The 14023-nt window shown below is 72.6% G+C and carries 13 protein-coding genes and 1 pseudogene; 5 read left to right on the top strand and 9 right to left on the bottom strand.

Annotation, left to right across the window (positions count from 1 at the left end; translation table 11 throughout):
* Window positions 1-63: 63 nt before the first annotated feature.
* Together eat and ACMXN5_RS42970 are read left to right on the top strand one after the other, a co-directional pair.
* Window positions 64-1563 (top strand): ethanolamine permease, encoded by a 1500-nt coding sequence (gene eat / locus ACMXN5_RS42975; protein ID WP_439680299.1) that lies wholly within the window; start codon window positions 64-66, stop codon window positions 1561-1563.
* A 119-nt stretch (window positions 1564-1682) separates the two neighbouring features.
* Entirely contained in the window at window positions 1683-2462 is a 780-nt protein-coding gene (locus ACMXN5_RS42970) for a gamma-glutamyl-gamma-aminobutyrate hydrolase family protein (protein WP_439680298.1), read from the top strand.
* An 8-nt stretch (window positions 2463-2470) separates the two neighbouring features.
* Here the strand turns inward: ACMXN5_RS42970 and ACMXN5_RS42965 are convergent, their stop codons facing one another.
* From ACMXN5_RS42965 to ACMXN5_RS42935, 7 genes and pseudogenes are all read right to left on the bottom strand, one after another.
* On the bottom strand, window positions 2471-3286 hold the full coding sequence (locus ACMXN5_RS42965) for a hypothetical protein (protein ID WP_439680297.1): 816 nt from the start codon (window positions 3284-3286) through the stop codon (window positions 2471-2473).
* 85 nt (window positions 3287-3371) lie between these two features.
* The gene (locus tag ACMXN5_RS42960) at window positions 3372-4343 is read right to left on the bottom strand and encodes a hypothetical protein (protein WP_439680296.1); all 972 of its coding nucleotides are present in this window, start codon (window positions 4341-4343) and stop codon (window positions 3372-3374) included.
* Window positions 4336-4527 (bottom strand): hypothetical protein, encoded by a 192-nt coding sequence (locus ACMXN5_RS42955; RefSeq protein ID WP_439680295.1) that lies wholly within the window; start codon window positions 4525-4527, stop codon window positions 4336-4338. The genes ACMXN5_RS42960 and ACMXN5_RS42955 overlap by 8 nt, the downstream gene beginning before the upstream one ends.
* A 198-nt stretch (window positions 4528-4725) precedes the next feature.
* Window positions 4726-5364 (bottom strand): SDR family oxidoreductase, encoded by a 639-nt coding sequence (locus ACMXN5_RS42950; RefSeq protein WP_439680294.1) that lies wholly within the window; start codon window positions 5362-5364, stop codon window positions 4726-4728.
* Window positions 5328-5657 (bottom strand): annotated as a pseudogene (locus tag ACMXN5_RS42945) (NAD-dependent epimerase/dehydratase family protein); the annotation flags it as partial. The pseudogene ACMXN5_RS42945 and the gene ACMXN5_RS42950, both read right to left, overlap by 37 nt.
* Before the next feature lie 149 nt (window positions 5658-5806).
* Entirely contained in the window at window positions 5807-7813 is a 2007-nt protein-coding gene (locus tag ACMXN5_RS42940) for a phosphocholine-specific phospholipase C (RefSeq protein WP_439680293.1), read from the bottom strand.
* Between the two features lie 39 nt (window positions 7814-7852).
* Complete coding sequence (locus tag ACMXN5_RS42935; RefSeq protein ID WP_439680292.1) at window positions 7853-9289, bottom strand: endonuclease/exonuclease/phosphatase family protein; 1437 nt, start codon at window positions 9287-9289, stop codon at window positions 7853-7855.
* 774 nt (window positions 9290-10063) lie between these two features.
* Here ACMXN5_RS42935 and ACMXN5_RS42930 point away from each other — a divergent pair.
* Together ACMXN5_RS42930 and ACMXN5_RS42925 are read left to right on the top strand one after the other, a co-directional pair.
* Window positions 10064-10471 (top strand): DUF2267 domain-containing protein, encoded by a 408-nt coding sequence (locus ACMXN5_RS42930; protein WP_439681405.1) that lies wholly within the window; start codon window positions 10064-10066, stop codon window positions 10469-10471.
* 162 nt (window positions 10472-10633) lie between these two features.
* Window positions 10634-11077: a cupin domain-containing protein gene (locus ACMXN5_RS42925; protein WP_439680291.1), complete on the top strand. Its 444-nt coding sequence runs from the start codon at window positions 10634-10636 to the stop codon at window positions 11075-11077.
* Window positions 11078-11107: 30 nt separating this feature from the next.
* On the opposite strand, the gene ACMXN5_RS42920 is transcribed toward ACMXN5_RS42925, so the two are convergent.
* Window positions 11108-11554 carry a MarR family winged helix-turn-helix transcriptional regulator gene (locus ACMXN5_RS42920; protein WP_439680290.1) on the bottom strand — a complete coding sequence of 149 codons (447 nt, stop codon included), beginning with the start codon at window positions 11552-11554 and terminating at the stop codon, window positions 11108-11110.
* A 199-nt stretch (window positions 11555-11753) separates the two neighbouring features.
* Between ACMXN5_RS42920 and ACMXN5_RS42915 the strand changes: the two genes are divergently transcribed.
* Window positions 11754-12164 carry a RidA family protein gene (locus ACMXN5_RS42915; protein WP_439680289.1) on the top strand — a complete coding sequence of 137 codons (411 nt, stop codon included), beginning with the start codon at window positions 11754-11756 and terminating at the stop codon, window positions 12162-12164.
* A 204-nt stretch (window positions 12165-12368) separates the two neighbouring features.
* On the opposite strand, the gene ACMXN5_RS42910 is transcribed toward ACMXN5_RS42915, so the two are convergent.
* The gene (locus ACMXN5_RS42910) at window positions 12369-13814 is read right to left on the bottom strand and encodes an amidase (RefSeq protein WP_439680288.1); all 1446 of its coding nucleotides are present in this window, start codon (window positions 13812-13814) and stop codon (window positions 12369-12371) included.
* Between the last annotated feature and the right edge of the window lie 209 nt (window positions 13815-14023).

The following is a 14023-nucleotide window of genomic DNA, read 5'->3' as shown; positions in this document are numbered from 1 at the left end:
GAACCAATAATCACCCCTCCCCCTCACCCTCCCTCCCGTCAGGAGTGGCTCGTGGTCGACGACATGGCAGCGCGCACGAAGCAGGGCGGCGGCACCGACACGACCGCCGCGCCCGGCTCGCCCGGCACGGCCGGCACGGCCGGCACGGCCAGCACGGCGGACACCTACCTGGAGAAGCGCACCCTGCGCCGCGGCAGCGCCGGCTGGTTGCTGCTGACCGGCCTGGGTGTGGCCTACGTGGTCTCGGGCGACTTCTCCGGGTGGAATTACGGCCTGGCCGAGGCCGGCTTCGGCGGGCTGGCGATCGCCGCCGCGCTGATGGGCCTGATGTACACGTGCATGGTGTTCTCGCTGGCCGAGCTGGCCTCGATCCTGCCCGCGGCGGGCGGCGGCTACGGCTTCGCGCGCCGCGCCCTCGGCACGTGGGGCGGCTTTTTGACCGGGACCGCGATCCTGATCGAGTACGTCCTGGCCCCGGCCGCGATCGTGATCTTCATCGGCGACTATGTGGAGTCGCTGAACCTGTTCGGCCTGGAGTCGTCGTGGCCGGTCTACCTCGCCTGCTTCGTGATCTTCATCGGCATCCACCTGTGGGGCGTCGGCGAGGCGCTGCGGTTCAGCTTCGTGGTGACCGGCATCGCGGTGGCGGCGCTGCTGATCTTCGCGGTCGGCGCGTTCACCGAGTTCGACGGCGGCGGGCTGAACGACATCCCGGTCGACCACGACGCGCTCGGCGCCAACTCGTGGCTACCGTTCGGCCTGCTCGGCATCTGGTCGGCGTTCCCGTTCGGGATGTGGTTCTTCCTGGGTGTGGAGGGGGTGCCGCTGGCCGCCGAGGAGACGAAGGATCCGGCCCGTACGCTGCCCAAGGCGATGGGCCTGTCGATCGGCGTGTTGCTGCTGCTGGCCGTGCTCACCTTCCTGGCCGCGACCGGGGCGCACGGGTCGAACGCGGTCCTGGACGCGGGCAACCCGCTGGTGACCGCGCTCCAGGGCGACGGTGATCCGACCGCGCTGAGCCGGTTCGTCAACTACGCGGGTCTGGCCGGCCTGGTGGCCTCGTTCTTCTCGCTGATCTACGCCGGGTCGCGGCAGCTGTTCGCCCTGTCCCGAGCCGGTTACCTGCCCCGTTTCCTGTCCCTGACCAGCCGCCGCAAGGCGCCGTGGCTCGGCCTGGTGGTCCCCGGCGCGCTAGGCTTCACGCTGGCCGCCTGGAGCGGGGACGGCGCCCGGATGCTCAACATCGCGGTGTTCGGCGCGACGATCTCGTACGCGCTGATGTCGCTGTCGCACATCGTGCTCCGCCGCCGCGAACCCGACCTGCCCCGGCCGTACCGCACGCCCGGCGGCAGCCTCACCTCGTCGGTGGCCTTCGTACTCGCCTGCTCCGCGCTGGTCGCCACGTTCCTGGTGGACAAGGAGGCCGCGTTCATCGCGCTGGGTGTGTACGCGGTCGCGCTCGCGTACTTCGCGCTGTACAGCCGGCATCGTCTGGTGGCGAACGCGCCGGAGGAGGAGTTCGCGGCGCTGGCCGCCGCCGAGGCCGAACTCGACCGGGACTGACCCGGACGCCCGCCCGTACCCGACCCGTCGACCCCCGCGCCCCCGCCCGACCCCGACCCCGACCCCACCGAACCCCGGCACCCGTCCGCCGCGCACCGTGAGGAACCGAGCCGCCCGCCATGCCCAAGCCCCTGATCGGTATCAGCACCTACCACGAGGAATCCGTCCGCTGGGGCGCGTGGCACCAGCCCGCCGTCCTGGTCCCGCTCGACTACCCGACGTACTTCCGGCGCGCCGGCGGCCTGGCGGTCCTGCTGCCGCCGGACGAGCCCGAGGCGGCGGCCGAGACGGTGGCGCGGGTGGACGCGGTGGTGATCGCGGGCGGGCCGGACGTGCGGCCGGAGCGCTACGGCGCGCAGCCGCATCCGCGGACCGGGCCGGCCAACGAAGCGCGCGACGTCTGGGAGATCGCGCTGATCGAGGCGGCCCTCGGGTCGAACACCCCGCTCCTGGCCATCTGCCGGGGCATGCAACTGCTCAACGTGGTGCTCGGCGGCACGCTGATCCAGCACCTGCCGGACGTGGTCGGCCACGGCGACCACTCCGGCCCGCCGGGAACACTGGCCGCGCACGTGGTGGAACCGCTCCCCGGCACGCTGTTCGGATCGCTGGGCGCGGAGCCGTACGAGGTGCCGACCTACCACCACCAGGCGGTGGACCGGCTCGGCGACGGCCTCGTGGTGGGTGCCCGGGCCCGGGACGGCATCGTGGAGGCCGTGGAGCTGCCGGGCGACGGCTTCGTACTCGGCGTGCAGTGGCACCCCGAGGCGGGCTTGGACACGCGCGTCGCCGACGCCCTGGTCGCCGCCGCCCGCCGGCCGCACCTCGTGTCCGCCCGACGCCCCGAGGCTGCGCCGCACACCGCCACGGTCACCGATTTCCCCTCGCCGGTCGCCTGAGGCCAGGCTCACAGGCCCTTGGCGCGCCGGGCCGGGTCGGGGGACATGGTCGCCTCGATCAGCGACTCCAGATCGGGGTCCGCCCACGGCCGGGCGTCGACCAGCGGTGTGCGGCGCCGGCCGGTGGCGATGTCCTCCAGGATGTCGGCGGCGCCGACCCCGTCGCCGACCTGCCGGTCGGTGGCGGGCGGGCGACCGGTCCACGCGGCCCGGAAGGAGGCGCCGAGGCTGTACACCTCGGCGGCGTCGCTGAGCTCGATGTGCTCGCCGGGCCCGGTGTCCAGGAGGCGCCTGGCTATCTCGGGCGCGGTGGTCAGGTCCATACCGCCCCGATAGGGCACCGGCAGCGGGAGCAGGTCGGGGTGCTGGGCGAGGTCGTGGTCGATGAACTCGATCTCGCCTCCCGGGGTGACCAGGATGTTCATCGGCTGGATGTCGCCGTGGTGCCAGCCCGCCGCGTGCAGCCGGGCCAGCCCCGCGAACGCCCGGTGTGCCAGGACCGGCAGGTGATGCGCCCGGCCGGGACCGCCGCGTCGGGCGGAGGCGCACCACCGCCACAGGGTCACCCCGGGTCGCCACTCCACCGCGGTCCACAACCCGGCGCCCACGCGCCCGCAGGTGCCCGAGACCGGATACAGCCCCTGCTTGCGCAACAGCGTCAGCGCCCGCGCCTCGTGGCGCAGCGGGACGGCCTCCGCCGGGCTCTCCGCGGTCTTGATCCGCCACTGTCCCGCCCGCCAGGCGTTGGTGTGGTGCGCGGTCAGCGGACGCGGGCGGTCGGCGATGCCGAGGGCGTCCAGCGCGGCGGCGAGCAGCGGATCCATTCCCCGATCTTCGCAGGCCCCCGGGACACCGTGGACGGCCTGGGGGGATGACGACGGGTCTTCGGGTCACGCGAGGGGCGCGCGCTCAGCCGCAGACGGCGCGGAGGGGGTCGCTCGGTCGGCTGCGGCCGTGCCGCAGGGTGTGGGCGATCCGGGCGGATATCGGCAGCCCGGTCGCGCTCTCGATCCAGCCGAACTCGCCGACGCAGTTGGTCTCCAGGTAGGTCCAACCGGCGGCGGTGACCACGAAGTCCAGGGCGGCGTAGGTAAGTCCGAGATCGCGGACGTGCTCGACACAGGCCCGTGCCAGGTCCGGCGGCGGGGTGATCACCCGGTGCTCGCACGCGTCGGCGGGCACGGCGCGCCAGTCCAGTTCGCCGTCGGTGGTGATCGCCGCGGCGAAGACCCGGTCGTCGACGACCGTCACCCGCGCGTCGAACAGCCGGTCCTCGACCAGGGCCTGGAGGTAGTGCAGGGTGCCGGCGATCCCGGTCAGGTCGTCGGAGAGCCGGATGCGCGTGGTCGGGATGAACGTGGTGTGCCGCTGGGTCAGCGCCTTGACCACGACCTTGTCCCGATGCGCGGCGATGAACGCGCGTGCGGCCCCGGGATCGCTGGTGAACAGCGTGTCGGGCACGGTGAAGCCGCGCCGCGCGGCGGCCCGCAGCTGGGTGGGTTTGTGGCGTGATGCCTCGACCACGGTGGGATCGTCGATCCACACCTTCAGCGGCTGCGCGCGCAACAGGCCGAGCAGCGCGGTGGTGTTCTCGTCCGCCCGCCAGCGCTCCTCGGCGGGGGCCAGCGTGTCGGGGCGGGTGGGCTTGCGCCAGTAGACGGCGCAGTGCTCGTCCAGGGTCACCGTCGCGGTACCGGAACTCAACACGGTGCGCCAGCGCCCACCGCTGAAGTGCCCGGTGACCAGCGGCCGTTCGCGCATTCGCCCCGGATCCAGACGCAGGACGGCCGTCGGGCCGCCGAGGAGGTGAGCCGCCACCATGTCGGCGGTCAGATCCTCCTCGGTGGCCACGATCACGACGCCCGCGCCGTGATCAGTCATCCTTCTTGTAACCCCGGGGTTCCTGGGTGCCGGTGTAGGTACCGGAGTTCACCGCGTGGATCAGCAACTTCCCACCCGCGGTGACGTTGACGCACAGATCCGGGTCGTAGTGGTGACGGGGCAGCACGGGCGCCCCACCCATGGGAACCCGGGCCCTGCGGCCGAGGATCAAGGGACCGGTCATGGCCTCTCCTGACTGTGAATGTGCGACGACCCGAAACGGTGCGTCATGTTCATCAACGCTGAGACTGCCCCGTTCAGTTGCACTCACGGCCAAAGAAGCCAACCGGCTTCCCGCTTCCACCCCACACCGCCCGTCCCCGCGCCGGGCCGTTTGCCCTCGATGCCCGAATCGAGCACGCACCCGGCGAACCGACGGGGTCTACAGGTATCCGCCGTTGACGCGCAGGATCTGCGCGTTGACCCAGGACGCGTCGGGGCCGAGCAGGTAGGCGATGGCCGCCGCGGCCTCCCGGAAGTCGCCGAGGCGCCGAAGGGGGACCCGGGCCGCGAATCCCCGGAGGTCCTGCTCGGTCTTGCCCGCGCGGAAGGTCGGGGTGTCCAGCAGCCCCGGGGCCACGGCGTTGACCCGAATGCCGCGCGATCCCAGTTCCTTGGCCAACACCCGGGTCAGCGCTTCGACACCGGCCTTGGCCGCGAGGGTCGCACCCAATCCCGGGATGCCGATCGGAACGGCGGAGGAGGAGACGGTGACGATGCCGCCCCCGGGTCGAAGGCGGGTGGCCGCTTCCCGCAACGTGTGCAGCGTGCCGAGGAGGTTGACGTTGATCTGCTCGGCGACGACGTCGTCATCGCTGTCGGCGATGGACCGGACGACACTCGTACCGGCGCATGCGACCAGGGCGTCGACGTCGCCGAACCTCTCGCAGGCGCGGTCGAACAGGGCGCTCACCTCGTGTCGACGGGTGACATCGGCTCGGATCGTGATCACCGATCCGCCGGCCTGTTCGATCCCGGAGGCGATTTCGGCGGCCTGTCGCGCACTGCGGTGATAGGCCAACGCGACATTCCAGCCCTGCCGACGACCCGCGCGGACCGTACCCGCGAGTCCATCATCTCCCGCAGATTGGCGTCGCTGTAGCGGCAACCGACGCTGCGTCCGGCCAGGTTGATCACCACATCGTTACCGTCGAGGGCCTCGACCCAACTCCCCGGCGTCTCCCCGTCCCACCGGACCTCACCTGCCCCCGCGGCTCGCCGGGACAACACCGTCACCTCGTGTCCCGAAGCCGCCAAGGCCCGCCGCAGGATCCCACCCACCTGCCCGGTCCCGCCGGGAATGACCACCTTCATGGAGCCCCCTCGATCCGAGGGAGCCGACGCTAGCCGGAAAAGTTGAACATGTTCAAAAATGATGCGGGGCCGACTCGGCGACCGGGAGCCGACCCGGAGCCGCCTTCCCCCGGGCCCGGCGCATCCGGGGCCGGGGGAAGGCGGGTCGGTCAGTCGTGGTCGGAGGGGTGGACCGTGCCGGCGTAGCGGCGGGTGAAGCCGTCGGGGGCGGTGATCGTGATGTCGTAGCGGCCGTGTTCGTCGGTGGGCCAGGAGACCGAGTCGTGGGCGCGCGGGCCGATCCAGTGGTCGCGCGCGGTGCCGCCGAAGTCGTTCGGGGTGATGGTGAAGCGGACTTCCGTGTCACCGTCGTTGCCCAGTCGCAGGTCGAGCCGCGCCGAGTCCGGCCGGCGCCCGCGCAGCGTGGCCCGGACCGACGGCACCGGGATGTCGCGCTGCGGCTCGCGCACCACGGTGCCGGCGAAGCGTCGTACGAAGCCGTCCGCCCCGTGCACGCTGAAGTCGTAGGCGCCGTCCGTGCCCGCCGCCTCCCACACGTACGTCGCGCTCTTGCCGGCCGCCACCGTGAACGGCGTTCCGGCGAACGGCAGCGCGATGTTCGGGAACACGGTGAAGTGGTAGCCCACGGTGCCGTCGTTGACCAGCGTGCACACCACCCGACCGGTGCCCCGGTCCACGGTCGTGTCCGCCCACGGCCGGTACGGCAGCGGCCGATGCGGCCGGTAGCCGGGTTCCTGGACCGGCACCTGCTGGGCGCCGGGCTCGGGCAACCGCACACCGGGCAGCGCCTTGGCCGCGTCCGCCTTGGCGATCAGCTCGTTCGTGTCCGGCAGCGCCGGGATGGTGAAGTCGGGCCGGCCGAAGTCGAAGCACGAGGTCAGGTCGCCGCAGACGGTGCGCCGCCACGCGGATATGTTGGGCTCCGCGACCCCCGTCACCGTCTCCAGGAAGCGCAGCACCGACGTGTGGTCGGCCACCTGCGAGTTCACCCGCCCGCCCCGGCTCCACGGCGAGACCACCCACAGCGGCACCCGCGACCCGAGACCGATCGGCCGCCCGCCGACGAACTCCTCGGGCGTACCCGGCTCCGGCATCGGCGGCACCACGTGGTCGAAGTACCCGTCGTTCTCGTCGTACATCAGCAGGAACACGGTGTGCTTCCACACCTCGGGGTTGGCGAACATCGACCGCAGCGCCGTATTCACCCAGTGCGCCCCGTAGTTCGGCCCGGCGTCGGGGTGTTCGCTGAACAGGTACGGCGCGACCAACCAGGAAACCGTCGGCAGGGTGCCGTCCTTGCAGTGCGCGTCGAACGCACTCAGGTCCCACTTGGTCATCGCGTTCACATACCGCGGGTCGTCCTTGGCGAACGTGTGGAACTGCTTGAAGTACGACAGCCCGTTGTCGTCGTAGTCGCCGTAGCGCTCGTCCTTGCTCGGGTTGTGGTACACCCGCCAGCTCACCCCGGCGGCGGACAACCGCTCGGCGTAGGTGGTCCAGTCGGCGACCGGGTTGTCCGTCACGGGGGTGTTGTCGATCCACGGCCCCGTGGTGCCGTCCCGACCGGGTCCCGCCGTGCCCGACCACAGGTAGAGCCGGTTGGGGTCGGTGGGCCCGTTGAGCGAGGTGAAGTACGCGTCGCAGACGGTGAACGCGTCGGCGAGGGCGTACTGGTACGGGATGTCCTCCCGGGTGAAGTAGCCCATCGACCGCTCGCCCTTGGCCGCCACCCAGCGGTTCTGCGCGCCGTTGTTGACCGCGGTGTGCCCGGTGCTCCAGTCGTGCGGGAGGCCGCCGGCGTTCTGCGCGTTGTACTTGGTGGAGTCCATCCGGTACGGCAGCAGATAGCCGCCGTCGGTGCGGCCCGGGTGCGGTTGGCGGAACACGTCGCCGCCGCCCGGCAGGACCAGCCCCTGCCGGTCGGCGAAGCCCCGCACCCCCGCGAGGGCGCCGAAGTAGTGGTCGAAGCTGCGGTTCTCCTGCATCAGGATCACCACGTGGCGCACGTCCTTGATGCTGCCCGGCGCGGGCCGGCGGGCGGCGTCCACGGCCGGATCCGGATCCGCCTGCGCGGGCGTCGCGGTGAGACCCACCGCGCCGGCCGCGCCGACGGCCGCGGAGGCCCCCACGAAGGAGCGGCGGCTGAACTCGGTCATGGCGAAGCGACCTTTCGGGAAAGGGGTATTGACGGGCAGTCAGGCGCGGACGCCGAAGGTGGCCACGGCGGCGGCATGGTCGCTGGGCCAGCCGTTCGCGGCCGTGTCCGGGATCGGCTTGGGCCAGCCGGTGACCAGGATGTGCGCCTCGTCGGCGGACAGCGGCCCGGCCGTGTACAGCGCGTCGATCCGGTCCTGGGGCTGGGCCGGGTCCACCGGCGACCAGGTGTTGCCGGGCTCGCGGGCCGGGTCGCGGTGCGCGGCCCGGAAGACGTCGACGAGGCGGGCCTGGTCGAGCAGTTGGGTGACCGGCCAGCGCACCGGGCCCGTCGTGCCGTGGCTGCCGGCGGTGCGTACGGTCCAGTCCAGGTGCGAGGGCGAGGACAGCGCGGCGGCCAGCAGCACCGGGGTGTCCCGGGACGCGCCCAGGTCCGGGGCCATCGCGGTGACCAGGTTCTGCGCCTGCCGGTAGCGCAGGCTCGCCCACTCGGCCGCCTCCGCCTGCGCGGGGGTGCGCCCCCGCCGGATCCCGAGCGGCCCGTAGTCGCCCTCGTCCAGACGCGCGTTCCACACCCGCACGGGACGCACGCCCGGCGCCCGCACCGTGGCGGCGATCGCGGGCAGATCACGATCCTCGGGCCGCGTGTCGGCGAGCGGATACCGGCTGATCAGCGCGAGCCCTCCCGGGTCCTCGTACACCGCCCACCCGAGCGCCTCGGCCAGCGAAGTACCCAGCGTGCCGCCGGTGTCCTGGAGCGCGAGCACGTCCAGGCCCTGGGTGAGCACGAGTCGCAGCAGCTTGGTGAGCGCGCCGTCCACGTGCCGGCCCCCGTCCCAGGCGTCGAGGGTGGCCACCTTCAACACGATGCCGCGCGGGTTGCGCCGCACCGGCACCTGCACGGCGAGCTGCGACGTGGCGCCGGTCGCGCCGTCGCGGCCCTCGACGGTCAGTACGCCCGGGTGGTGCGTGCCGGCGCGCGGGGCCTTCGCGGTGACGGTGCCGTCGACGCCGACGCTCAGCCAGTCGTCGCCGCCGCGGGCCCGGAACGTGACGCCCCGGCCGTTCTGTTGCCCGTCGGCCGCGGTCCACAGGCCGGCCAACCGCACCACGGCCGCCTCCCCCGCCACGACCGCCGAGGTGGTGAGGGTGTCGACGGCGAACCGGGGCCGCGGCGGCACCGGTCGGGCCGCGAAGCCGAACGGCGCGCTCTGCGCGAGAATCCCGTAGCCGTCCTTGGCCAACAGGTAGGCGGTGTACGGCCCGTCGGTGAGCCCCTGGGTCTCCAGGGTCACCTCGCCCTCGGCGGCTGTGACGTACTTCCAGACCAGCGAACCCCCGTTGCCCGGCACGCGGGCGCCGTCGTACACCCCGACCCAGTTCTTCGGGTGCGGCGCGTCGGTGGCGAAGCGGAAGGTCAGTTGATCACCCTCCTTCGGCGCGGTGGGGCGCACAAGGGTGAGCGAGCTCCCAGACATGTCGTCGATTCCTTTCCGGTACGGGGAGGTGGCAGTGGTACGAGGGGCATCCGGGTGGTGCGGTACACCGACTCGGGGAGACTCAGCCGAGAACGTTCCGGCAGGCGGCGCCGCGTAGGACCACCACTCGGCAATCGCACGCCATGCCCGACCCGCGCCCGAGCGCGGCGGCGCGACCGGCGAGGACCGGTATGTCGCGGCCACGGGTGGTGGACACGGAAGTACTCCAGGCAGAAGTCGAGTTGGCCAAACGGTTCGGCTCAGTAGGCCGGCGACCGATGTCCGGCACATGAACACCCGCGCACACCCGAACGAGCTTCACGGGAAGACCCGGCGCACCCGAGGACCGCCCGAACCCACGAGCGAGGGCGGGGCGGTCGGTCACGTCCCGCCACCGAAGGCCACTCGGCGTGAATCCGCGGGCCGGAAAGACGACACCGGCCCGGCGCCCGACGGCGCAATTCATCCCGATTCGGCAGCGAATGTTCGTGCCGGCGCGAGGTGGAGAGTTAAATAGATGGAGTCACCCCATGCGCGTCGGAGACTCGAGGAGGCGCGCGTATACCGACGCGCATCCGCACGCGCCCGCCCCGTGAGCGGGAGCCCCGGAGGCGGCCGGCCCCGGGGTTTTCCCGACCCCCGGGCGTACCGCTCCCGCCCCGAAGCCGCGTGCGCCGACCCGGGCCGGACGACGGCCCGAGGCACCCGTGCCGTGCCCCGTGTCCGCCGGCGGCCCCGCACCGCAGACCGATAGGAAAAGAAGGTCCGATGCACATGCCGATGCGATGGGAATCATTCCTCGCGGCAGTCCGGGAGCGGGGCGAATACGCCTCGCCCGAAGAGGCCGAACGTGCCATCCGGGTCGTACTCGCGCTCCTGGGCGCCCACTTGGTCGGCGCCGAACGTGCCGAACTGGCCCCGCGGTTGCCGGAGACCTGCGCGCTGGTACTGCTCAACCCGCTTCCCGCGCACGAACCGCTCAGTGCGGAGCGCTTCGTCCGCGCGACCGGCGCTTGGATCGACGGCGCGACCGACGAGACCGCGCTGTGGGACGTCGGGGCGGTGCTGAGCGTGGTGGCCGACGCCGCCGGCGAAGACCTGATGAACCGCCTGCTCCTGCAACTCCCGCCGGGCTACGACCTGCTCTTCGGCCGCCCTCGACCGGGCCGACCCCCGGAATGACCCAGCACGGACAAGACAAACGGACCACAGTCCGCTAAGTTAAGCGGACCACGGTCCGAATACCGTTTCGGGCCTGCGTACTCTCCGGGAGTCGTCATGGCACGAACTCGTACATGGGCACGGACCTGGACAGGGGCACGTCGGCGGCGGAGCCGGGCCCTCTTGGCCGCCTTGGCCCTCGCCCCGGCGCTCGGCGTGGGCAGCGTCGCGTCGGCCTCGGCCGACACCGCACCCACGGCCGCCGCGTACGACAAGGTCGTCTACCACCACCACCGCCCCGGCGTCGGCACACCGTGCGAGGGCCTGGCCGGCTGCACGTACGCGCAACTCACCGGCGACCCGAGGACCGGCCCGTCCGAGGCGATGTTCACGCTCAAGGCGGGCACCCGCTTCGCCCCCCACTGGCACACCAGCCCGGAACACGTCGTCGGCGTGTCGGGCACCGTGCTCTGGAACGTCGAGGGCCACAAGCGCTACCGCGTCGGCGCCGGCGACTTCCTGTCCTACCCGAGCAGGGCCGTGCACTGGGGCCAATGCGCACCGGGCGCCGACTGCGTCTACTACGTCTACGACGAACTCCCGTACGACTTCCACCCGGCCGACTGACCCACCATCGCCGACCGCGCCGAACGACCCTCAGACGCGGGCCAGTTCGGCGTTCGCGCGCTCTGTGATCAGCGCCAGGACGCGGCCGGCGACGGCCAGGTCCTCGGGGGCGATGTCGGCGTAGACGCGGGCGGAGATCCCGGCGGTCTCGGCCGTGGTGGTGTCGTACGACGTGCGCCCGGCGTCGGTGAGCCGGAGCCGGGTCGCGTCCGCCGGGTCCGCCTCGACCAGCTTCGCGGCCACCAACTCCTCGACGACGCCGCGCACCACGGACTCGGACTCCTTCAGCGAACCGGTCACCTCGCCGACGAGTTCGTCGCGACCGACGGGCCCGTCCGCGACGGCGACGACCCGCAGCGTGACGCTCTGATGGAAGGTGACCCCGTGGCGGGCCAACACCCGCTCCAGCAGGGCCCGCCCGGCGTAGTGCGCCAGCGCGAGGGCGCGGGGGGTGACCGGGGGTGCGGTGATGGTCATGGTTGCTCCTTGATTGGTGCGGATACGAGCCCGGGAGTGAGGCCGCCGTGGCGCTCGTGATCGCCGGGCCGATGACAATTACAGTACATGGCTACCATGTCCATGGCTACTATCATTCGACAGTCGGCCCCGGCGGTCGAGCCACGACCGGCCCGAAAATCCGGTGCGTCGCCTCCACCCGATCGTCAGACTCGCCCTCATGACCACCGACATCACGCGCATCAACCCCGACGACCTGCACCCGACGCCCGGCTATCACCACATCGCGGTCGTGGAGGCCGGGCGAACGGCCTTCCTGTCCGGCCAGTGCCCGCTCGACCGATCCGGCGCGCTGGTGGGCCCGGGCGATCTCGACGCGCAGATCGACCAGGTGGCCGCGAACGCGCTCGCCGCCCTCGGAGCGGTGAACGCCGGGCCGGAGCACGTCGTACGCTCCGTCATCTATGTGGTCAGCGCCGACCGCGCGGTCCTCGGCGCCGCCTGGGCCCGCCTCACCCGCTCCGACCTCGGCCCCGCGTTCACCACGGCGAGTACGCTCCTCGGCGTCGCGCAACTCGGCTTCCCGGGGCAGTTGGTCGAGGTCGAGCTCACGGCGGCACTGCCCGCCTGAGCACGCTTCGCGGCCCGATAGCCGGCCGACTCCCGTACCCACCCGGCGACTTCGGCGCCCCGCAGACCCCCGCGCCGTCCCGCGCGGGGGTCCATCCCGATGCGCTGCCGGACCTGCCGATCACGCTCCGGCTCAACCGGCTCCTCCTGCGGCGAAGGCGATCCCGACCGCGCCCGAACGTCCGGGGCTACGGCGACGTCGGCATCAAGCGCCGAGCACCGCCGGCGGCCACGGCGCCTGTCGGGGCCACGGCGCGGCCTCCTCCAACTGCGCGGCCACCCGCAGCAGTTGCGCCTCGGCGCCGAGCCGCCCGGTGAGCTGGATCGCCACCGGCAACCCGGCCTCGTCGAAGCCCGCCGGCACACTCGCCGACGGCAGTCCGGTCACGTTGAACACCGAGGTGAACCAGGTCATCTCGGCGGCGTGCGCGTACATGCTCGCCGGGTCGCTCGTGTCCAGCACGCCGAGTTCGGGCACCGGCACGCCCAACGTCGGGCTCAACCACACGTCGTACGCCTCGAAGAACGGCGCCACCTCCCGCCCGATCCGCACCACGGTCTGCAGCGCCCGCACCAGATCCGGCCCCCGCATCGCCGCCGTGCGCTCGTGGATCACCCGGGTGAACGGCTCGATGTCGTCCTCCCGCAACTCCCGGCCCAGTTCGGCCAACCGGTCCTCGATCTGGGCGTGCGTCGCCGCCGACATCACCTGCCCGAGCGCCTGCCCCGTGGCCGGTCCATCCCACACCGGCGCGGCCTCCTCGACCCGATGACCCAGTTCGGCGAGCAGCGCGGCCGTGCGCTCCACCGCGCGCACCGCCGCCGGGTGCGCGGCGACACCGTCCACGTTGGCCGTCGCGAACCCCACCCGCAGCCGGGTGGGCGCGGCGTCGAGCGCGGCCAGGAACGATCCGGCCGCCGGCGCCGGCAGGGCAGCGTACGGGTCGCCCGGCAGCGGTCCGGCGACCACGTCGAGCAGCGCGGCCGAGTCGCGGACCGTCCGGGTGACCGCGTGCGCGATCGACAGCGGGTAGGCCAGGGCGGACAGGCCCTGGTCGTCGGGCACCCGGCCCCGCGACGGCTTGAGCCCGAACAGCCCGCAGCAGGCCGCCGGGATCCGGATCGAGCCGCCACCGTCGTTGGCGTGCGCGGCCGGCAGGATGCCCCCGGCCACGGCGGCGGCCGAACCGCCGGAGGAGCCCCCGGTGGAGTGCGTGGTCCGCCAGGGGTTGTGCGAGGGGCCGTGCAGAAGCGGTTCGGTACTGGCGTTCTTGCCGAACTCGGGGCTGTTCGTCTTGCCGACCACGACGAGCCCGGCCCGCCGGTACCGCGTGGTCAGCGCACCGTCCCGCGCCGCCACCGCGTCGGCGAACAGCCGCGAGCCCTGACTGCTCACCATGCCGGCCACGTCGCAGCCGAGGTCCTTCACCGCGAACGGCACCCCTCGCAACGGACCGTCGGGCAACTCCCCCGCCGCCTCCGCCCGGGCGGCCGCGACACGTGTCGACACGAACGCGCGCAGCGTCGGATCACGCTCCTCGATCCGCCGCAGCACCGCATCGAGCAACTCCGCCGGCGACACCTCCCGCCGCCGAACAAGATCGGCCAGCCCCACCGCGTCGTGGTCGTCCAACAACTCACCGGTGTCCATCGCGCACCCTCGCTTCGCTTGACTCAATCCATCAACTGCATGATGCAGTCAAGCAATCCGGAATACAACAACCGTCGCAACGAAGCCGACCGGACGCCCGGCGCGGCGGCGCGGGCGGCAGGGCGCGGCAGGCGCGGGGCGCGAGGGGTGCGAGGGCCGGGTGTGCGGGCCGGGTGTGGGGGAATCGGGGTTTGGGGAACGTGTCACGT

The sequence above is a fragment of the Embleya australiensis genome (assembly GCF_051903075.1).
In the GTDB taxonomy this organism is placed as follows: Bacteria; Actinomycetota; Actinomycetes; order Streptomycetales; family Streptomycetaceae; genus Embleya.
The sequence above is the reverse complement of the archived record's forward strand: the minus strand, read 5'-3'. Positions and strand labels throughout refer to the sequence as shown.